Annotated in this window: 17 protein-coding genes; 2 read left to right on the top strand and 15 right to left on the bottom strand. The window is 34.9% G+C overall.

The window, feature by feature from the left end:
- Positions 1-40: 40 nt before the first annotated feature.
- The 6 genes from ACHZAX_RS08845 to hemA form a co-directional block, all read right to left on the bottom strand.
- Positions 41-787, bottom strand: a complete 747-nt coding sequence (locus ACHZAX_RS08845) for an acyl-CoA dehydratase activase (RefSeq protein ID WP_101309542.1) — start codon at positions 785-787, stop codon at positions 41-43.
- Between the two features lie 87 nt (positions 788-874).
- Positions 875-2,149, bottom strand: a complete 1,275-nt coding sequence (locus ACHZAX_RS08840) for a double-cubane-cluster-containing anaerobic reductase (protein WP_320018837.1) — start codon at positions 2,147-2,149, stop codon at positions 875-877.
- Between the two features lie 216 nt (positions 2,150-2,365).
- Positions 2,366-3,397 (bottom strand): uroporphyrinogen decarboxylase, encoded by a 1,032-nt coding sequence (hemE, locus tag ACHZAX_RS08835; RefSeq protein WP_101309540.1) that lies wholly within the window; start codon positions 3,395-3,397, stop codon positions 2,366-2,368.
- Between the two features lie 81 nt (positions 3,398-3,478).
- Positions 3,479-4,471 (bottom strand): porphobilinogen synthase, encoded by a 993-nt coding sequence (hemB, locus tag ACHZAX_RS08830; protein ID WP_101309539.1) that lies wholly within the window; start codon positions 4,469-4,471, stop codon positions 3,479-3,481.
- Between the two features lie 81 nt (positions 4,472-4,552).
- Positions 4,553-5,479, bottom strand: coding sequence for a hydroxymethylbilane synthase (hemC, locus tag ACHZAX_RS08825; RefSeq protein ID WP_320018836.1), 927 nt, complete (start codon positions 5,477-5,479; stop codon positions 4,553-4,555).
- A gap of 102 nt (positions 5,480-5,581) precedes the next feature.
- On the bottom strand, positions 5,582-6,835 hold the full coding sequence (gene hemA / locus ACHZAX_RS08820; protein ID WP_156195675.1) for a glutamyl-tRNA reductase: 1,254 nt from the start codon (positions 6,833-6,835) through the stop codon (positions 5,582-5,584).
- A gap of 285 nt (positions 6,836-7,120) precedes the next feature.
- On the opposite strand from hemA, the gene ACHZAX_RS08815 reads away from it, so the two are divergent.
- Both ACHZAX_RS08815 and ACHZAX_RS08810 read left to right on the top strand, forming a co-directional pair.
- Positions 7,121-7,954: a Rossmann-fold NAD(P)-binding domain-containing protein gene (locus ACHZAX_RS08815; protein WP_320018835.1), complete on the top strand. Its 834-nt coding sequence runs from the start codon at positions 7,121-7,123 to the stop codon at positions 7,952-7,954.
- A 243-nt stretch (positions 7,955-8,197) separates the two neighbouring features.
- Complete coding sequence (locus ACHZAX_RS08810) at positions 8,198-8,473, top strand: hypothetical protein (RefSeq protein ID WP_101309535.1); 276 nt, start codon at positions 8,198-8,200, stop codon at positions 8,471-8,473.
- 6 nt (positions 8,474-8,479) lie between these two features.
- Here the strand turns inward: ACHZAX_RS08810 and ACHZAX_RS08805 are convergent, their stop codons facing one another.
- The 9 genes from ACHZAX_RS08805 to ACHZAX_RS08765 all read right to left on the bottom strand — a co-directional run bounded on the left by ACHZAX_RS08805 (position 8,480) and on the right by ACHZAX_RS08765 (position 21,358).
- On the bottom strand, positions 8,480-8,986 hold the full coding sequence (locus ACHZAX_RS08805; RefSeq protein WP_320018834.1) for a hypothetical protein: 507 nt from the start codon (positions 8,984-8,986) through the stop codon (positions 8,480-8,482).
- 20 nt (positions 8,987-9,006) lie between these two features.
- Complete coding sequence (locus tag ACHZAX_RS08800; RefSeq protein WP_320018833.1) at positions 9,007-10,713, bottom strand: histidinol-phosphatase HisJ family protein; 1,707 nt, start codon at positions 10,711-10,713, stop codon at positions 9,007-9,009.
- Between the two features lie 180 nt (positions 10,714-10,893).
- Positions 10,894-12,732: a hypothetical protein gene (locus tag ACHZAX_RS08795; protein WP_320018832.1), complete on the bottom strand. Its 1,839-nt coding sequence runs from the start codon at positions 12,730-12,732 to the stop codon at positions 10,894-10,896.
- 374 nt (positions 12,733-13,106) lie between these two features.
- Positions 13,107-15,512 (bottom strand): GumC family protein, encoded by a 2,406-nt coding sequence (locus tag ACHZAX_RS08790; protein WP_320018831.1) that lies wholly within the window; start codon positions 15,510-15,512, stop codon positions 13,107-13,109.
- Between the two features lie 247 nt (positions 15,513-15,759).
- Positions 15,760-16,881, bottom strand: a complete 1,122-nt coding sequence (locus ACHZAX_RS08785) for a sugar transferase (protein ID WP_320018830.1) — start codon at positions 16,879-16,881, stop codon at positions 15,760-15,762.
- 210 nt (positions 16,882-17,091) lie between these two features.
- Positions 17,092-17,922 carry a hypothetical protein gene (locus ACHZAX_RS08780; protein WP_320018829.1) on the bottom strand — a complete coding sequence of 277 codons (831 nt, stop codon included), beginning with the start codon at positions 17,920-17,922 and terminating at the stop codon, positions 17,092-17,094.
- 103 nt (positions 17,923-18,025) lie between these two features.
- Positions 18,026-19,087: a lipid II:glycine glycyltransferase FemX gene (locus tag ACHZAX_RS08775; RefSeq protein WP_320018828.1), complete on the bottom strand. Its 1,062-nt coding sequence runs from the start codon at positions 19,085-19,087 to the stop codon at positions 18,026-18,028.
- Positions 19,088-20,179, bottom strand: coding sequence for a glycosyltransferase family 4 protein (locus tag ACHZAX_RS08770; RefSeq protein ID WP_320018827.1), 1,092 nt, complete (start codon positions 20,177-20,179; stop codon positions 19,088-19,090).
- Between the two features lie 24 nt (positions 20,180-20,203).
- Complete coding sequence (locus ACHZAX_RS08765; protein ID WP_320018826.1) at positions 20,204-21,358, bottom strand: glycosyltransferase family 4 protein; 1,155 nt, start codon at positions 21,356-21,358, stop codon at positions 20,204-20,206.
- Between the last annotated feature and the right edge of the window lie 17 nt (positions 21,359-21,375).

Below are 21,375 nucleotides of genomic sequence, written 5' to 3'. Positions count from 1 at the left end.
AAACAATTGCATAAACCACCTCAGGTGGTTTTCTCGTTTTTTATAAAAATCCTGCTAAAACAGCAGCTCCGTATGCACCTACAAACTGAGGAGATGTTGGAACAATCAGATCATCTCCAAAAGTCTGTTTCAAGAGATGTATCATACATGCATTATTTGCAACACCACCGGCAAATAAAATTGGAGTTTTTAAATCCTGACGTTTAATCATTCCAACAGCACGGCGGCACACCGATTGATGAACAGCCAATGCAATATCAGCCCGCAGACAACCTTTCGCCAAAAGAGAAGTAACCTCCGACTCTGCAAATACGGCACACATGCTGTTAATTTCTATTCCCTCCTGTCCTTTTAATGCTTCCAAACCAAGGGTGCTTTGCTGATAACCCAGACTTACTGCCATCAATTCAAGAAATTTACCGGTACCTGCAGCACATTTATCATTCATCTCAAACTTAAACACTTTTCCATTTTCATTCAAAGAAATAACCTTGGTATCCTGCCCTCCAATATCAAGAATTCCCCGAACACCAGGATGCAATGTCGCCGCTCCTGTTCCATATGCCTTAATTTCCGTTATGGTCGGATAATCGAAGGCAATCTCAAGACTTGCGCGTCCATAACCCGTGGCCATCACTTTATCGAACGAAATATCAGCAATTAATTCCTGAACGCGCTCCACCGGATTGTAACCAGATTCGGACTGCCTGCTCACAACAACCTCTCCGTCTTCAATCACAACCAACTCTATGCTTCTGGAGCCAATATCTATTCCGGCATGTCTCATTCCAATAATGTTGTATCTTATTTCTGATGCAAATAAAAAAAACTGAGAATGCAGCAAGCCCTCTCAGTTTTTATATTTCCATTCAATTTATTTTATTATCTCAACAAATGCTTCTACACGAGTTGACAATTGTCCCATATCTTCCTGACTGTAATCTGTCTCAAGTCTCAATACGGAAACACCATCTTTTTCCAAGGTTTTTTCAACAGAGAAAGATTCCATAATATAAGGCTGACAGAATTGAAGTCCGTAATGAATCACACCGTCGGCATTTGTATTTTCAGCCATTTCTTTGATGTGTTCTACGCGCTCCTGATTTGGTGTAAATACTGCACAATCAATTTTAAAATAACGATCAACAACAGCATCAATAAGGCCATCAATTGTATCCGCAGAAGCGTCGGTTGTATTTCGCTGACCTCGCTCACCAATACATGATTCTTCGCCAACAATTACAGCACCTGCAGCTTCGATTACAGCAGGAACTTTCCAATTTGGAATTGCCATAGGACAACCGGAAATAACTACACGGGGAGCGTTTTCAACTTTTACGCCTTTATTTTCTTTTACAAGCAATTCCAGTTCATCACATAAAACGTTTACTTTCTCAGTAAAACGAACCGGATTATCCAGAAAGGCAATTTGGTTAATTAATAACGCATCTAAACCAGAAATTGGACTTGGATTGGCCATGCGAAGTTTAGACAGACGGGCTAATGCATTTCGCTTTGCATTTACAGCAGCAATTCCTTGTTTTAAATCTTCCAAACCGATTCTTTTGCCTGTCATTTCCTCTAACTTAGCAATAAAAGCCTCATATTCATGCTTTAATAATTTTCTTGCCATTGGAGCCTTGTTTTGAGGAAGATCCATTTGAAAGAAATTTGGCACCATCTGACTAAATATCTCAAATGATTTTTTCTTTCCATCGCAGGTATTTTCCCCTACAATAAGGTCTGAAACTTCCATATATGGACAAACCTTACCTAATTTGAAACCAAAGAATGATTTGATTAACGAACAAGTATTACGAGGCAGTACCTTCTCAACTTCTTCCTGAGCAAAATCAGCTCCGGCACACAATCCTACAGATGTGCAACCTGCTGCAAGTACAAGCTCTTCAGGTACAAAAACACAAAAAGAACCAATTATTTTTCGCCCTGCCTCCTGCTCATCACGCAACTCCTGAATTCTTAACCCGTGAGCTTCGCTCATCACAAAATCGAAATATCCCATTCCTTCCGGACGATGTTCCTGCGACATGAAAATGGATTGGTACGCGCCACCTAAATTCTCCAGTAAAGCATCATGATTATCAAGGTTTAAGCCAAGATCAGTCCACATTTTTGTATAATCTGCCATTGTTATTCTATTTTATTGATTTTCGGCTGCAAAAGTAGAAATCATAAAACCCCATTCCTAACTACCTGGTAAGTTTTTCAACATAAATTTATTTGTTTTAAGATCAACTACTGATATAAACTAAATTAATCAGTAAACTCCCATTTGTTTAATCTAAATCCAAACAAAAAAGAGGTGCCAATACTGACACCTCATTCTATATTTTCATTCGAGAGTTTATCTTCCCCAATCAGATTCTTTCACCTTTTTCACAAGATACTCCACGTTTTCAACCGGTATTGAAGGCAATAGCCCGTGTCCCAAATTGAAGATCCATTTGTGATCTTTTCGTCCATAATTCAGGAAGTATTCAAATTCCTGGTCGATAGCTTGTGGTGCAGCCTCCAATATACGAGGATCAAAATTCCCTTGCAGAATCATCTCTTCGCCAACAATTCCTCTCACCTCATGCAATGGCATTTGCCAATCAACACTTACACAATCGCATAAATCGTAGTTCACCATATTGATACCCGTTCCCAAACCTTTTGGCAGGTAGATGGTTTTCACTCCTGTTTCACGAACAGCACCTAAAATAGCCTTAACCGATGGTAAGAAAACCTCTTTATACAATTCCACAGGGATCAATCCGGCGTGGGTTTCAAATAACTGAAATGCCTTAACACCATGTTCAACTTGCTTTAGCGCATAGTGAATACTCATTTCTGTAATTTTAGCAACCACCTTCTTCATTAGTGCTTTATCACGATAGATTGCAGGAACAAAATCAGGGAAATTCTGATTTCGACTGAAACCTTGATACATATAACACAAAGTAGTTAAAGGGCCTCCACAAAATCCAATTAATGGAATTTCGTTTGGCTTGGTTTCTAAAATTCGGTCAATCGCTTTATAAATATGCTCAAGTTTTTCAGGCTTGTCGGATAAAAATGACAGAGGATCCGCAACATCTTTTAAGGCTGTTGCAAAACTGGGCCCCTTTCCTTCAAAACTCAATTCCATTCCTAAAGCTTCCGGAATCACCAAAATATCAGAAAACAAAATAGCAGCATCAACCCCCAAATCATGAATTGGTAACAAAGTAACCTGAGCTGCCAATTCCGGATTCTCCATCATTTCCTTGAAACCATATTTCTCGCGCAATTTCATGTAGGAAGGAAGTACCCTGCCCGCCTGACGCATGAACCACACTGGTGGTCTCTCTCTCTTAATTCCGTTAATTGTATCTAAAAAAATTGATTGACTCATACTCCAGTAATCAGTAAATAGTTAGTAGTAATTAGTATCGTAAAATAATAAGGCAGAATTAATTCAATTCTCAATAACAGCTTACATCTTACCATTTAAAATATCAGCAACCTCTTTAGCGTGATAAGTTATAATGATATCAGCTCCGGCTCTTCTGATTGAAGTCATAATTTCCATCATTACACGCTTGCCATCAATCCAATCGTTAGCTTCCGCAGCTTTCACCATAGAGAACTCACCACTTACATTATAAGCCGCCACAGGAATATTAAATTCATTTTTCACTCTGTAAATCACATCAAGATAACTCATAGCAGGCTTTACCATTACAATATCAGCTCCTTCAGCAATATCCATCTCAACTTCACGAATGGCTTCATCGCTGTTTCTAGGATCCATTTGGTAGGTAGATCTATCTCCAAATTTAGGTGCGCTATCGGCCGCATCTCTAAACGGACCGTAAAAGCCAGATGCATATTTTGCAGAATAAGCCATAATCGGCATTTTCTCGAAACAATTCTCATCCAAAGCTTTTCTCATGTATCCAATTCTTCCATCCATCATATCACTTGGCGCCACCATATCAACTCCAGCTTCAGCCAAAGAAACAGCTTGTGCAGCCAATGTCACCAATGTCTGGTCGTTGTCAACATCACCATCAACAATAGTTCCGCAATGACCGTGAGTTGTGTATTCGCAATTACAGATATCAGCGATGATATACATTTCCGGGTAAGTTTCCTTAATGGCACGGGTAGCTTTTTGTACAATACCATGCTCGTGTGCTGCAACAGTTCCATCTTCATCTTTCGACTCAGGAATACCAAAAAGCAATACTGATTTTACGCCCGACTCCAATAATTCGCCACACTTTTTTACTAACATATCTACCGATAACTGATTGTTTCCCGGCATGCTTTTAATCGGATTTTGAACATTTTCTCCCGGACAAACAAAAAGGGGCATGATTAAATTATCAACAGAAAGAGATGTTTCTGCAACCATGTTACGTACTACTTTGCTATAACGCAATCTTCTTAATCGTGTCTCTGGGAAAAGAGGTCTTAAACTCATAATGTTGTATTTTTTGTATTTGTGTATAAATTAGTTGTCAATTTAAGTATATCAATCCTTTTGATAAATTATCACCAAAAATTAAAGATAGAAATTTATTCCTTTTTCTTTACAAATTGATTTCATCTTAATGGCTAATTCTTTCGCATTCTCAATCGATTCTTCTACAGGAACTTCAATTCCTTCTGCAATGAACTGGTTCGTTTTTAAATCACCTACAATGGCAACCATATTCAAAATATTGTCTGAAACAACAGCATGTGCAGCCAAAGGAAATTTACATCCCCCTTCTATTTCAGCCATAAATGCCCGTTCGGCTTTAACTGCAATTTCGGTATCACGATGATTCACCTTTTGAAGTATTGCAATTGTTTCAGGATCGTTACTCCGGCACTCAATTGCAATTGCACCTTGTCCTATGGCAGGAATGCATAAATCAATATCCAGAAGCAAATTCTCGTCATATTCTTTACCCATACGGTTTAAGCCTGCTGCAGCCAAAATAATTGCATCGTATTCACCATCCATTAGTTTTTGAAAACGACTGTCAATGTTTCCTCTGATTTCTTTAAACTCGATATCCTTACGGAGGTTAGCAAATTGAACCCTTCTTCTTGGGCTTCCGGTTCCTAATACAAATCCTTCCGGCATATCTTCGATGGAACTTCCGTTACGGGTCAAAAAAACATCACGTGCATCTTCACGCTCGGGAAAAGCAGCCAATTGCAACCCCTCAGGGTGTGCACTCGGAACATCTTTTAAACTATGAATTGCAATATCAGCTTCATTTTCCAACAAAGCATGTTCCAACTCCTTTACAAACACACCAGTACCACCAAACTCTGTTAAAGAACGATTTAACACCCGATCGCCCTGAGTGCTGAACTTTTTCACTTCGAATTCAATTTCAGGATTGGCATTTCTCAGTAATTCCACAGTTTGCATGGTTTGCGTGTAAGCAAGCAAACTAGGACGGGTGGCAACAACTATTTTCATTTTAGAAATCATAGTCTTCTATTTTCAGGACGTTTATAAATTTAATATTAGCTAAAATAAAAAAGCCATATAAAACAAGGTTTATATAGCTTTTTATCGAAAGCCTGCAAAGCTTTACGAATCCAAATCTTTAAAAATCATATCTATTGTTTCCATTGGACTGGATTGCTTTTTGTGATGATCTTTTAAGTGATTGATACATGCTCTGGCAATCTTATTCACAATGTTACTGGTGATGTGCTCCACTTTTTTCAGTTCATCATCAGTCAATTTATTTTTGTGATAATCCAACTCTTTCCGTTGAACTTTCTGTAAATTTTCTTTTAAAGCAATAATTACAGGAGACAAGTATTTCACCTCAAGCCAGCTGTAAAATTCACTTATCGATCCGTAAATTATACCTTCTGCCTGCGGAATGCAATCTTTTCTTTGCTGAATGGCATCTGAGATATGTTTCGATAGTTCATCAACAGTAATCACCAAAACGTGATCCAACTTATCTATTTCAGGATGAACATTTCTAGGAACAGAAAGATCCAAAATCAATTTGCATTGGTCACTCCCATTAAAATGTTCCGGTAACAAGGTAGGTTGCGGAGCTCCGGTAGCTACTATAATAACCTCGGCCTTTTCCACCTCTTCAATTAATTTACTGACAGATTGGTACTTCACATTAAATTTATCAGCAAGTGCCTCAGCCTTGGCTTCAGTTCTGTTTATTAAAGTCAACGAGCGGTTATTCATGTGTTTCAATAAGTTACCACAAGTATCCTTCCCTATATCGCCGGTTCCATACAACAAAAAATTGCATGATTCCAAAGTTGAAACCTTATCCTTAATATACTGAACTGCTGCATGAGAAACAGAAGCGGCTCCTTTACTTATTTCGGTATTTGTTTTTATTTTTTTACTTGCCTGAAAGGCAAATGAAAACAGGCGATTTAAAAATGGGTTCACCATACCCATTTCTTCTGCTAACTGAACGGCATTTTTGACTTGCCCTACAATTTGAAAATCCCCAATAATCTGAGAATCTAATCCTGAAGTAACCCTATATAAGTGGTGAATACAATCATTACCAAACAAAGTATAACCATGAGAATCAAAATCCTCCCGATTACCTTCGCTGTATTTTAAGAATAAATCAGTAATAAACTCCGATTGGCTTGTGTGAGCGTAGATTTCAGTACGATTACAAGTAGAAAGAACTACGAATCCATCGATTTGATTTTCTTTTGCCTCTTTCAGTAAATTTTCCTGCTGTTCTGCAGTAAATGAAAATTTCCCCCTAACATCAAGAGCTGTTTTCTTATAACTAATTCCTAAAACAAATAATTTCTGTAAATTTTCTCGTATTTGTGACGACATAAAACGAAATTTATTTTGAAACCTACCAAAAATTCATAAATGAAAGTCTGTGTATGCTGTGTCAAATATAAAAGTAATTATTTAAAAATCCTTGTGTTTTCAAATCCTTTACCCTTATTCTACTTAGCACTTTGTCCATTATGGAAAGCTCATAGGCGCTAAAAGGATTTTAATATCTTAAATACCAAAATAATTAGCTTCATATTCATAATTATATATTTCAAAAATATTTAATTGTTCAAATTAAATTTAAATTTGAACACCGATATATTTAGATACAAACACATGAATAAAACGCTTTATAAGCAAGAAAAAACCATAAGTATTCTAGGATGCGGTTGGTTAGGCCTACCACTGGCAAAATTTTTAATGAAAAATGCCTACTCTGTAAAAGGCTCTACTCCAACTCCTGAGAAAATATCCAGCTTGGCTCAGGATGGAATATCTCCTTATCTGATATGCTTTGATCCTGAAATAAACGCTGATTTTGATGCTGATTTTTTTAATTCTGAAATATTGATTGTTAATTTTCCACCCAAGCGCAGAGAAGATATTGAAGAATTTCACCCGAAACAATTTAAAGCATTAATTGAGCAATTGCATCTTTCCTCTGTAAAAAAGGTGATTTTCATTAGTTCAACCTCGGTATATGCGAATTTAAACAGACTTGTTACTGAAGAGGATAACCAAATTCCGGAAAAGAACAGTGGCAAAGCCTTGCGTATTGTTGAGAAGATGCTGCTTTCACAACAAAATTTTCAAACCAGTATCATCCGATTTGGAGGTTTAATTGGCTATGATCGTAAACCTGGACGTTTTTTTTCGAAAATGAAAAATGCTGTTGAAGGTGACACTCCTGTTAATTTAATCCATCAGGATGATTGCATCAACATCATATCGCATTTGATAGAAAATAATTTATGGGGAGAAATTTACAATGCTTGTTGTCCCAAGCATCCTAGTCGCAAGGAATTTTATGAGGAGGCCGCAAAAAAAGGAGGTTTTGAATCGCCAAAATTTGTCTCGAACCAAAGCCCGTATAAAATTATCAGCTCTGCTAAATTGGAAAATACCAATTATAAATTTAGATTTTCAAATCCAATTGATGCATTAATCTAGATTGTCTGACTGTAAATGTTTCATCTGCATTTAAATCATTCGTCAATTAATTTAGTTGATAAGTGGAATGAATTTTCTTTAAAAAATCAATTTGTTTAATTTTAATTAAACAATTAAGGGGTGCATTTACTATTTATATTAAAAAAAGATATAATCACCCTGTATTTTCACCCTGTAATCAATTAATTGTAAGCTTGTTTATTCTTTTTAATTAATTTAGAATTAACAACATATCCATACATAATGATATATTTACTAATAAAGCAGTCTATAAAAAATTACGTTAGCTGGAAAAATTCATTTGACCAATTTCAGGAATACCGTAAAATTGGAGGCGAACTTTCATGCGAAATATACCAAGCTAATGGAAAACAAAACGAGCATATTATTCTTTCTCAATGGAAAAATGAAGAAAGTGCTCTTGAATTTCTTCAATCGCAATCATTTGAAATGATTAAAGAGTTGGAAGAGGAAGAACCGGTGGCAATTCACTTTCTCCCGCCAAAAGCTGTTGGGTAAGCAACTTCATAATAAATCATCAACCCTAACGATTAGATTCGAATTAATTTTGAACAGTAAATCTTTTGTCAGTAAGGCTAGCTTCTCAGCAAAATCTTCTTCGTAAATATTGTTTTCCAAACAATCAAGAGCCTCTTTTATTTGATACAAATCACTTTCACCACGGTTAAAATTCCGGTACAATTCCAATGCCTGAATCTCAATTATTCCGGCATTAGAATGTATATTAACAGGCGTAAACACATTTATATCTTCAGGGAAAATCTTTTCTAATTCTTCTCCCACCTTACTTAAGTAAGAATTTAAAACATCAATGATATCTTCTAAACAAGCCGGCTCACTTAAACCGATGCAATCATCAATCTCTCTTATTGACTCTATGTAATGAGCGCTCATAAGAATCAAGTACTCCTCTATTTTCTCTATTTGAAGGTCTTGAATTCTTGGTTGAATTCTATAAAACTCAATAATATTCAAAATGGATTCGTATGAATCGGATGTACTGTTATTCAACTTATATCGATTAAAATTTACTATTCAACACCGTTTAAAGATAAAAGTGTCGTTTCAAAAAACTGAGGTCCCAGCTTACCCAAAATATTTCCGGCCAATTGAGCATTGCCCTCAATACTAAGTATCGCATACCCTTTTTGTCCTCTTTGTCCCAGTTTTAAATCAATTACATTGATATTTTGGGAAGCCAATGCCGAAAGCAAAATTAGTAAGATTCCTGCAGTATTGTTATGGATAGAAAGAATCATTTGTTTACTGATTGCAATAGGTAAATTCACTCCGTCAACTTCCAGCAAATAATTCTTGTTTTTATCCAATTGCTGCATTTCCAAGATATCTCCTACCCTAATTTCGATAAAGCTATCTCCCCCTGTTCCTTTCACAAACTCAACAGCTTCATGAACAGAATCATCATCTCCCGAAAGGGTTAAAAAAGCCGTTGCAGTGCCATCATTATTGGAATTTAAATATGCCGTTTCAACATTGATCTCCTCCGATGCCAAAGCATTAAATATCATCGACAATACCCCAGGCTTATCTTTATGATGTGAGAACAATCCTTTTACCTTCTCCTTTTGATTTTGAGGAATAGTATTGCTTATAGTGATGGATTTATTTCCTTTTCGTATACGTATCGCTTCAAATTCGCCCAAAGAAGTCGAATTTTTATGATGCTCCAAGAATGTTCTAAAAGTTCCTCCGAAAGAAAATTTTGGAATTCGTCGTTGCTTGCTATCCTCAAACCGAAGATTTAACATCTCAATTCCCAAGTTCATCACCTTGTATTCTTCCTCCTTAAAAGCCTGATTCCGCAAAGGTCTTTTCTCAGGAATGCACTTCGAAAAACTCAGATAATGTTTGTATCCGGCATCATGAGCATAATGGATACCTGTTTCGTGATGATTACCTAAATTTTGCAATGTATGAGTATCAGTACCTAATGCTATTGGTATATCAAGTTGCTTTGCTCTTTTCAAAATTGAAATATCAGGATAGATACCACAACCTTTATTTATTCCAGCCAGATTTACATCCAATGCAAGATTATATTCGCTGATCATTTCCAGTAAAAACCGCATTCTACGAGCCAGAAAATGATCTGAGGTATCTAACTCCAGCAGAGGCTGAGGAATCGGGGCAAACAATTTTGGTAAATCTATATGACCAACAACCTGAATCATTTCCCAGGTAGAATCAACCATCTCAATCAATTCTTCGATGTATCCACCCCAATAATTTTCCAATCCACCTCTCAGTTTAATCAGTTCTTCAGTTTCCTCTATCGAACCATCATATGGAATTCCTTCCCGGGAAAAATGCAATGAACCTATCACAAAATCAGCATCTTGTGCCTGAAAAATTTTTGAACGGTTCCATTGCATTCCCAAATCAGGTCCTAACCATTCCAGTTCAATACCAAAACGAATATTAATTTGATTGCCATATTTCAACTTCAACTTTTCAATCTGATTTGGATAATTAAAATAGGCATTATCGCCCCTTATAAACTTAACTCCCAACCGTTTCTCTGCAGCATACCTGTATCTGGTTAAACGTGGTGTATGAATTATAAATGCAATATTTGGATGACCTTTTGCTATGGCTAATTCAGTTATTTTATCCAATTCGTCAACTCCATGTTTTACATGATCGTTACCTGTTCCGGTGTGAATTCCGTGAGTCTCCCAAATAAAATATTCGGGCGTGGCAATATTATTTTGTGGCATTTACTTTCTCTTTGTGGTTAATAGTTGAGTAAAAATAATCATTTGCACACAAAGTAAAGGTGAATTATTCTAAATTCTTTTTGGAGTTTTTAATCAAATATATTCTCTCTTATTGAAGTGTTCACAAAATAAATATGACTCCTGTTTCTTCTTCATTACTCATTAGAAAGCAAATCAAGCTTATTTAAATTTTAGAAAACGTTTTACCCTTAAAAAACGTCTTCTTAGCCAACGGTATAATGGCTTTACCAAGTCAATAACCGGCGTAAGAGAAATCCATTTCTTTGTAATTTGAATTGTATCGAGACTTTGCAATATTCCAATTAAATCATTGGCAATTTCTTTGTAGCATCTCCTTTTATAACGATTCATTCCATAGGTTACATGATCCGGCGAGTATACAAACTTTCGTATATCAAGAAGGTAACAATTGGGAGTTTGTTCTATAAATTGATCCAAAGCAAGATTCATTATCCGGCTCCGATCTGTATCATAACTTTCCCATTCTGCCGAAAATTCAACTTCTGATCCATTCATGAAAATAATTGGAATATGTAATGGAATTCCAGCGCGAATATTTGAAAGGTTTCTTCTAAAATCGTTAATTGATATTTTACCTCTATGCACAAAATTCTCAGAAAAGAATTGAAGGAATTCCTTACTTATCCCTAAATGATTTCTTTCCCTGCAGTTTTTAATAAATTTATCCCAAGTGTTCTGATTTGTGATATTAATGTTATTTCCTCCAAACGGAATTTTTAAATCCAATTTTTTGTGTTCATACATCTCTTGCGTAAAATCCATTATCAGGCTATAAACAAAAACGTTGTATGTATCGGTAAAAACACTGGAACGATAAGACTTGCAATCAATAAACGGCAGTTTTTTCACCAAATAGTTAACTTGTTCTTTCGACATTTCTCTGCTGTCAATCAGCATTTGAGTATGTTCCCTATTTATGATAAAATTATTATTTCCGTTATAATTCGATTCTCTTATTACATCGCAATCATAATCCTGAAGATAATAAAGCATCTGAAATAAGTCGCACTCGCCTTTAAACAATATTTTGCATTTCGATGTATCATTCTTAACTTCAGAGATGTGGGTACTTATTCGGGCTTTATCAATCACAGAAATCCAATCGGGTTTGGATAAATTTAGAGGAATGGCCACATCAGGAACAATATTAATTTTAGGAAAATTCAATGAAGAATAAACGAACTGCTCAATACCCAAATTGATTATTCGGCATGAAAACACAAAGTGCTCCAATTCATTCTTTAACTGATCGACAGCATAAAATCCTACAAATCCATAATCACCATATTTATCGATTACTTTTATTAATCTTTTCTCAAGTTTATGATTTTCGATTAAGCTTTTGACCTCTTTGTGGTCCAATCTTTTTTTTGTGTAATTTAATTGATTGGTTCTATTTAAAATCTCAAGAAGCCTTTCGGTATGATCGGTTAAATCATCTATATATTGGATGCGAATACCAGATGCTTTTAGAAACTCCTCATTGCTGTTAATCTCGATTTTATCAGCATCCTTACGTTCCAAAATTTTATAATGCTTCAATCTGCTATGAGAAGAATCGTCTTTCCCCGTAAAAGCCGGGTGATTTTTCATTTCACATATAAAAGATGGTAATTTCGCGCAGATTCCTTTATTATAAAATTTCACTTCCTCCAAATTCATGTGATTATCGTCCAAAAACAAGACATTAACTGATCTTAACTGACATTTTTCTATCACTTGCTGCACTAGTTTTCCTTTGGCTTCCCAAGTGATAACCGGGAATATAAAATAGTCCCAAATCCCAATTTCCTGAAGTTTTAATTTAGCTTCGGCAAAATTATTTTTGGAGACAATGCTGTTCATTATTCCTCTATTGGTTAACCATCTGACCAAATTGATATTTTCCGGGATACTACTCACATCCTCTTCAGAAAGGGTTCCTTTCCAAAAAGTTTCATCAAGATCCCAAATAACAAGTTTAATACTCTCCTCCATTACCAATTACTTTCTGAATTACTACCAATTAAATGATTAGGGTGAGGCGGATTTTTTATGAATAAACACTTAACAACATTCGAAGAGGCAAGAAATATATTGTTCTCTATAAATTACAAAAAACTGCTGGATTTATCAAAATACAAAGCTCTGACCAGCATTAATTCTATTCAGTGTATGAAAAAAATGGCTGACAAATAAAATATCAAATACAGTTCAGAATATCGCGTAATTTAAAAAGCCTTTTTACAAAAAAATATGATAAGTGGAGAAAAAAGACAGATTAATTCCTGGAAAAAGCAGATTGCTATCGGATCATATCACAAAAAAGACCTGTAATCACAGGTCTCTTAAAAAATAGTTTTTGTTAATATTTAGATCTTTCCCTTCGGAAGATAATTATCTTTATAATACCCGCTTCGATAACCAAAATCTTTTACATCTACACCATTAACTCTAAAATCATTTAAAAGAATCGTAACATTTTTCACCGACCCTTTATCCACTAATTTATTGATGTAATTTACATGTTCCTTCCGACTAAAATGATGACGAAGTACAAACAAATTAAGATCTGCATATTTGCCTGACAACAAACCATCTGTAACAACAGAAACCGGTGCACTATCCAATATGATATAATTATAATGAATTCTTGCTTTTTCCATAAATCCTTTAAATTTACCGTTAGCCAGAAGTTCTGCTGGATTTAAAGGTACCGGCCCGGCGGGAATGAAACTTAGATTTTCAAATTTTGTCTGGAAAATAATATCATCAAAAGCATCCTCACCCTTTAAATAACTGCTCATTCCATTCGATCGAATACTGCCAAACACCCTGTTTAATCCAGGTTTTCTCATATCTGCCTCAACCAGTAAAACCTTTTCATTATTCATTGCCAAAATGGCAGCTAAATTTAAACTTACAAATGATTTTCCTTCTCCAGGCATAACAGATTGCACTGATATGACCTTTTGTTTATTTCCTGCAAGCAGATTTTCCAAATCAGTTCTAAGGCTTCGAAACGATTCTGTTATTCCCGAACGCGGACGGTTGCAAACCAAAAAATCTTTACGATGCCTATTGTGGGAAATCACCCCTAAAACCGGAAGAGAAGTCTCCCTTTCCAGTTCGTAAATGCTACCTATGGTATTGTTAAAATAATCCCTTGTTTTTATAAAAATAAATGGCATTGAAATTCCAATTAAGAATCCAATAATTAGATTTAAAATGGTTTTCGGTTCTACTTGGTTGGTTGACATTAAACTTGCCCGATCCAAAATTTGAGAATTGGGAACATTGGAAGCTATGGTGATTTCTGCTTCAGCCCTCTTTTTTAAAAGAAAAGTATACAAATCATTATTCAGATCGTATCTTCTTTTGAAATTAATGAATTTTTGCTCCATTTTGGGTAATCGAACCAATTTACTTTTTACACCACTCATCTGTCGGGCTATACTGCTTAAATCATTTTCTGTGTTTACTAATAAATTTTGCAGATTTTCTTTCAAACTTTGTTTTGTATGCCTGATCTCCTTCTCCAGCACCAACATATTGGGTTCATTTTGCTTTACACTATATGATAATATCTCTTTCTTACCATATAGTTCTCCTAACTTCAAAACCAAATTGTTCAAACCCGGATCCGTAATATCAACTACTGAAGGTGACACAATTGAATTATCTACTAATTCATTGCCAAAATCCTGCTGAAGATGATGTTCAACTTTTGAAAATTGAAAGCTGTTATTTATGTATTGATTTAAATTCCTAATGTAATTTAACTTTCTTTCTGACAGGGCGTACTCCTCTTCCAACCTTTTTAAATCAGCCATTGCCAAATCGGCCTCTCTTTCAAGATCTGAACTCTGATTTTTAGATTGAAAATCACTGAATAAATGGCCGGTTTGTTCTAACGAATCCACCACCCCTTCCAGCTGCATATCAATAAACCGAATTGTATTTTTAGATATTTTATTCTTTTCTGATAAACAAAATTCAATATATTCTTCACTTAGTTCATTTAAAAAGTCGACGATCCTCTGTGCTGCTATTCCTTTCAGTTCCAATGCTATTAAATTCCCTTTTAAATCCTCCAGCGTTACATTTAGATTATCAGCATACTGTACACTAAGATTTTCCATGTTATTAAAAACAAAAAAGAACTCTGCCTCTAAAGGTACAATAACATCGTTGTTTTTTTCCAATACAAAACTGAAATGCTCGTTTTCGAAAGGAACTCCAAATTTACCCTTTGCTTCAAAATATGATATTTCGGAACTTTCCAAAATTGTATTATCAGACCTGACCATATATTCTTCTTCCGAAATCATTTTAACGAACAGAGGGAAATCATTCGGATTTTCGCGCCTATCAGTTTTGTACACGAAAAAAGGCGCCAAACCGTACAAATCCTGATTAAAGAATGACATTTTTTGATACCATGAAACATTCCAGTTTAAATTAATTAAAACCTGTTTTGATAACGAGGAAGACTTTAAAACACCAATATGATCCTGAACGTTTATTCCTCTCAAACTACCATCATCATCAAAGAATTCCTTCCCTCTTAAAGCATTGGATTCATTCTGAACCAATATCGTGCACTTAGCCTGATACTTAGGTGGTGAATAAAAAGTATACATTAAACCGCCTCCTAAACCAAGAATTCCGAATACTAGAAACCAATACCATTTGGATACTAATTTGTATTGAAAGGCTTTGATTTGTTGTTTTTCTTCGTTCACCAAATTTTTCAGAAATTCATTTGAACTTGTCATTGGATCATATTCTTTAGGGTAAAAAATTCATTAAGTAGAATATAAAAAGAACTTCAATAAACAATAGATCGCCGAATAGCAAACTCTACTATTAGATTGATTTACAATGTGCTTATTTTTAAAATCTTTACATCAAAACACCCGTTAAGTAAATCACTCTGAAAATAAAGCAATAACAAAACCTTAACGAACTATTGAATGGTGAGGAAGTCTCAAAAACTAAATAATCAGGAAAAAAGATATCAATCTAATAGCTTCGTATTTTTTTGAAAATAATATTTTTGAAGGAAGCTATAAAATATTTTATATCAGTTTGTATGGGATTTTTTAAATAGGATTCAATATATTTTTTTTCTGACTTTTCAATTCCTTCAAGAGTTTCAGGAAGATCCGCATAGAAAGGTGGTATAATTCCAGGTTTTACTTTTAGTCTCAACTTTTGTAATTCGGGTGTGTATAAATTAAAATATGACTTACTAATCGGACGCACTCCAACCAATTTCATCTCACCTTTTAGCAGGTTAAAAATGTTGGGAATTTCGTCAATCCAATATTTTCTGAGAATTCTTCCAACAGGTGTTATTCGGCTGTCATTATTGATTTTCCCTCCTTTTGCCAATCGGTTTTTATTTATAAAGGCCTCTTGTAAATATTCTGAAAAAGGAACCATGGTTCTCAATTTGTAAACCAAAATTTCCTTTCCATCTTTACCAATCCGTTTCATTTTAAACAGCAAACCATAAGAAGAATATTTATCAAAAAAAGGCGCTTTTAGTTTTTCAGCTACCAAATAAACATATTCTCCAGCACTATATTTATTTACTAATTCGTAGCCACTGGCATATAGCCGGCCAATTACTTCAAGTTCTCTTAATGATCGATTTTTACCTTTTGTTAGAGACAGATAGAAATTACGGGTAATGCTGAGTTTGGGAAACACCCTGCGGAAAACAAAGTAGGCGGTATAAACCAGTTTATTTAATGGAAATGGATAACGGGTAAGTATTCTTCTTTCCACCTTTTCCTGTGGCTTAAGGCGACAAATAAAAATGCCTCCCTTTTCAAGTTTACAATTAGCGGCTCCAAAAAACTCATTAATGCTAATTAGATTATTGATAGGTTCTATACTCACCAACAACTGAAAATTTATTCCTGCCAATTTGCTGATATCTTGTGAACTTATTAGAACATGTCTGGAATTAAAACGACAAAAATATCTGCTTATAAATTCAAACCCTTTCTGACCTAATTTCTGGGAAAGATCAATGAAATAGCTGGGTGAAATGACAAAACCGGACTGTTTCTGCGCCGATTCGATCCTTTGTGCTGTACTTTCCAACCTACGAATAGCATCAGATCCTTTCTTCATAACATAAAATATTGATACGCAACAATAGATATCAAAAATATCTTTACTGCTTTTAAAAAAGTTTATATCACAAAAACAATAGATCGCTAAATATTAGATTGATTTACAATGTGTTTATTTTCAAATCTTTACAAGAAAATACTCATTAAACAAATCACTCTGAAAATCAGGTTATTACAAAGTATAAACGAACTCTTGCGAATAAAACAATTATGGAATTAAGACTTTTTTCTGTCTTAAATTAATTAGTGCCCACTTTATAGGATTTTTAATATTTTGGAAAATTAACTCTTTGCACCAATCAATATTTAAATGATTCCAACGCTGCGGATGAAATGTAATCATTATTTTAGGTGGCAATACATTTTGGTTTAATGCATCGATAAGATCAAACGAGCTTTTAAATACCATGCCTTTTTCTTGCCAATACTTCTGTTGTCCGTTAATTTTATCTCTTATGCTAAAATTAAAACCATCCCAGCGTCTGCCGGTATCTGTTAGGTAAAAAACAGTACTGAAATCAAGATCAAAATAAGGCTCTCCAATAATTTTAAAATCGGAATATTTGTACTTTCCCCACAAATTTTTATTATCATATCTAGAAGTGGGAGCACCGTGCATACAAATTGTTTCTACTGGAACCAATTGACGTAGACTAGTTAATTGCGTTTCGAAATCTTTCAGCCCAAAATTAAGTATTTGATTAGTATCATGGTTCGATTTAAGCTTTTTGACAACCCTTGACAAATTCTCATAATGATAGCCAATTTCGTGTCCTAAATTATTAATTTGCTTTATTTCTTCCTCATCCCAACCCGTCTTCCGAGATCTAAAATAATAACTCCCGGAAATCCCAATATCGGACTGAATGCGTGCAAATTCAAGTGAATTAGCAGGCAATCTATCCACATCATGCCTCAAAATAACCACTCTATCTTTGGGGTTCCTGAGATATGCTGAGAAAGTCTGAAAATGATAATTATTATCTATAAATCCTTTCAGTAATTTCTTATAAGTATCAAATGTAAAGTCTAGCTGCAAAATATTTTAATATTACAATCCATTAAATCAGATTCTTAATTGAACTTCTTTTCTGCAAAGAAGCGGTTTTAGTCCACAGGGCTTAAAATGAAGGAGCTATTACCTACTTGAATGATATTTTTTTCCATAAATAGAACCCAAACTTCGCAATGAAAAATAGTATTGGACGGTTAATTTTTTCATACCTCCCTATATTACAGGTCTGTCCTCCAAATTTCATTTTATTTACCCGCACGCCATAAGGGACATGAGGACTACCAGCTCCGGCAAAATCATAAACAGTATAGCCATTTTCTTTTCCCCACAACATTACTTCCCAATTAATTAGGTCGTTGGCGCATTTTGGATAGTACTTGTTAAGAGCTCCTGCATAAGAAATATAAAGCACATTTTTATAGGCCAATACATAACGAAAAGCTATTGTTTCTTTTTCCCATTTAGCAGCAAACACTAAAAATCTTGGTTCTACATCAAAATTCCTCTGCCATTTTTTAAAGAAGTCGATGTCTGGATATGGCAATTGAATTCTCTTGTATAACTCCTGCAGAATAAAATATGTGGCAGTTAAATCTGCATGAGGACTTTCCAATTCAACTCTCACGCCCTCGCGGTAAGCTTTATTTATACTCTTTCGTTTTTCCCTGTTAATATTTTTCCAAATAACTTCTTCTGATTGTTCCAGATCCAAAAGTATATTCAGATGATCTTGATACCTGTAACCACATTGCAGGAAAACCGATTTGTAATTCGATGTATCTGCCCAATTCCGAATTTGAGTTATCAGAGCTTTAGTTTGAATCTTTTCATTGAATTTTGTCAATATCTGATTCAGCACCTCCTCATCTTCATTATCAATTAATGGAGCCCCTCTAATAATTGCACGATTGGCTAAAATTCCCGGAACTCCTTTTATTTCCTTTTGGATTACTGCTAACAGAACCCCGCTTATTTTTCCATTCTTACGTGCAGCAATCAAAATTGGAGTAAAGCCTTCTGTTTGCTCAAATACATCATACATTTGCGGCGTTTGAAACACATTCCCATGCAAGTTATTTCGAACAAAATCGCTCCAGGATTTTCTATCGATCATTGAAGAATCAGTGATGATTTCAAGATCTTCCGCTACCTTACCAAAAGACTCCTGTACCGTTGTGTTGAATGTCATTTAAATAAATTTCTTGAATATGGTTTTGTATTCTTCCGCAATATTCTTCCATAAATAACTCTTTTGCAATCGATCATACGCTTTTAGGGCAAAAATCTTCATTTCATCAGGATGATACGATGCATACTTAATTTTCTCTGAAAGATCCACTGCATCTTTCACCTTAAAAAACAGAACTTCCTCATCGTTAAAAACATCTCTGTTCTCTGGAATATCAGAACAAATTATTGGAACCTTAAGAGCCGCAACTTCCAATAACATCATCGACATGGACTCATTCTCAGAAGAAAACACAAAAAACTTACTGCTGTATATGATTTTAAACAGCTTTTTTTTCTCCTTAATTAATCCAGTAAAAAGAATGTTGCCTACTTTTTGCTGCAATTGCAGTAACCTTTTTTCGTAATCTAAATTTTGCTTTAAATCGCCCATAATTACAGCGCTTTCTCTTTTTTCGAGTAAATCCATTGCCTCCAGAAATGTGTGGCAGCCTTTATCAGGTAACATTCTTCCTGCTGCAAAGGAGATATACTCTTCCTTTTTTGCTGTAATTTCAATTTCAGAATTTATCCCGTTTGGAATGTATTTCACCTTTTCAGAGGGTATCAGTTTCTCAACTTTTCTTTGATCTTTTAATGAAACAGTAGTAATGAAATTGGCGTACTTAAGAAAGTGCCGATCTTCAAAATCAAAAAAAAGTTTGTATCGCATCCATTTGGATGTTAGAACCATTCCATGCGTTGTTACTACTACAGGATAGCGTAATTTGAGAAGAGGAATCACAAAACTGGCATCGCGATGATGTAAATGAATCAAATCATATTTTCGAAACAAAAGTGCATCCAAGGCAGACCGAACGTAATATAAAAGTGAATTAATGCTTCCGAACGGCAACTTACGAATTACAATTTGAAAACTTTTTTGATAACATCCTGATTTCAAATTGGTATGGGAACTAACTGAATAGATTGTAAAATCAAAATCATTAGCCAGCTGAGCAATAATATTCTCTCCTACCGCTGCCGCTCCTCCATAAGCTGGAAGCCCTTTTAATCCGATAACACCAATTTTGAATTTATCAACTTTTTTCATGAAACACAGATACTGCAAACAAGCCTAATTTTCGAGAATCATTTTATAAAATTCAATTGTTTGATTAACTACCTTATCAGGGTGAAACTTTCTCATTGCCTCTTCTCTTGCATTTTCAGAGAACCCTGAATAGAGTCCATCCTCATTACAAAATTTTAACAGGCATTCTTCCAACTCCTGCGAATTATCTGCCTTAAAAACAAAACCTGATTTATTGGCGGTAATCATTTCAGCAACACCGCCAACATCCGCCGCAATTACGGGTCTGCCGGCAGCCATTGCTTCGGCAATACTAACCGGCAACGATTCCTGAAGCGAGGGCAAAACAAAAAGGTCAGCCTTCTTATACAAGTCCAACAACTCACTTTGACTTTTCCACCCCAAAAAGTTTACTTCATTCTCCAGGTTATGGTCTTTAATAAAACTATATATCAAGTTCTTATAAAATTCATCTTTAAACCCGCCGATCACATCCAATTTAATTCCCCCGGTCTTATTTTTTAATCTAAGAATCGCTTTTAGTAAGCATAGGAGGTTTTTTCGTTGATTGATGACGCCAACATATAAGATCCGCTTTCCAAATTTTGAATGGGTTTTCAAATCAAAAAAAATTGGATTTACAGGATTAAAAATTAATTTCCCATAATAGTTCTGATTTTCTTTCAACTGCTCTAAAAACTTTCGATTGTAACTGGAGATGAATATATAATTCTTAAACTTTGGATAATAATAACGTTCAACAATCATTTTAAACCAAAATTTTAACTTGTCTGTTTTATTTTTTTGGTAATTAATTTCCTCCGCCATTATTCCATGTTGTGTGATTACCAGATTTTTCTTATTTAAACCCAATAAACAAAACATCATTGGAGAAGCCCCTTGAATGTGCACTATATCAGGATTAAACTCCCGGATATGGTTATGGACATCCTTCCTCATTTGAAAAAAACTATTGAATAATTTTCCTCCAAATTGATTTTTTCTGAATAAATATTCAATTGTGATATTGCCGGCATATTTTACTGTTTTTTTGCAATCCGACTTCCCCAATGAAAGAACTAGCAGATTTACCTCTGGGAAAGACTCAAAACCCTTTAGCAAATTCACAACCACAGCATCAACCCCGCCTTGAATTGAATTAAGATTTACTGGCAGCGAACTTATCATTAAAACTTTCATTCAGAACATATTTATCA

The sequence above is a fragment of the Labilibaculum manganireducens genome (genome assembly GCF_963665805.2).
GTDB classification, from domain to species: Bacteria; Bacteroidota; Bacteroidia; order Bacteroidales; family Marinifilaceae; genus Labilibaculum; species Labilibaculum manganireducens.
Note: the sequence above shows the minus strand (reverse complement) of the source record. Positions and strands in the feature narration are given on the sequence as shown.

Coding starts and splice junctions, on each gene's coding strand:
- ACHZAX_RS08785 (WP_320018830.1), bottom strand. CDS start 16,881: ATGAAGAAAGGATCTGATGCTATTCGTAGGTTGGAAAGTACAGCACAA.
- hemA (WP_156195675.1), bottom strand. CDS start 6,835: ATGTCGTCACAAATACGAGAAAATTTACAGAAATTATTTGTTTTAGGA.
- ACHZAX_RS08775 (WP_320018828.1), bottom strand. CDS start 19,087: ATGACATTCAACACAACGGTACAGGAGTCTTTTGGTAAGGTAGCGGAA.
- hemC (WP_320018836.1), bottom strand. CDS start 5,479: ATGATTTCTAAAATGAAAATAGTTGTTGCCACCCGTCCTAGTTTGCTT.
- ACHZAX_RS08845 (WP_101309542.1), bottom strand. CDS start 787: ATGAGACATGCCGGAATAGATATTGGCTCCAGAAGCATAGAGTTGGTT.
- hemB (WP_101309539.1), bottom strand. CDS start 4,471: ATGAGTTTAAGACCTCTTTTCCCAGAGACACGATTAAGAAGATTGCGT.
- ACHZAX_RS08790 (WP_320018831.1), bottom strand. CDS start 15,512: ATGACAAGTTCAAATGAATTTCTGAAAAATTTGGTGAACGAAGAAAAA.
- hemE (WP_101309540.1), bottom strand. CDS start 3,397: ATGAGTCAATCAATTTTTTTAGATACAATTAACGGAATTAAGAGAGAG.
- ACHZAX_RS08765 (WP_320018826.1), bottom strand. CDS start 21,358: ATGAAAGTTTTAATGATAAGTTCGCTGCCAGTAAATCTTAATTCAATT.
- ACHZAX_RS08770 (WP_320018827.1), bottom strand. CDS start 20,179: ATGAAAAAAGTTGATAAATTCAAAATTGGTGTTATCGGATTAAAAGGG.
- ACHZAX_RS08795 (WP_320018832.1), bottom strand. CDS start 12,732: ATGGAGGAGAGTATTAAACTTGTTATTTGGGATCTTGATGAAACTTTT.
- ACHZAX_RS08840 (WP_320018837.1), bottom strand. CDS start 2,149: ATGGCAGATTATACAAAAATGTGGACTGATCTTGGCTTAAACCTTGAT.
- ACHZAX_RS08800 (WP_320018833.1), bottom strand. CDS start 10,713: ATGCCACAAAATAATATTGCCACGCCCGAATATTTTATTTGGGAGACT.
- ACHZAX_RS08815 (WP_320018835.1), top strand. CDS start 7,121: ATGAATAAAACGCTTTATAAGCAAGAAAAAACCATAAGTATTCTAGGA.
- ACHZAX_RS08810 (WP_101309535.1), top strand. CDS start 8,198: ATGATATATTTACTAATAAAGCAGTCTATAAAAAATTACGTTAGCTGG.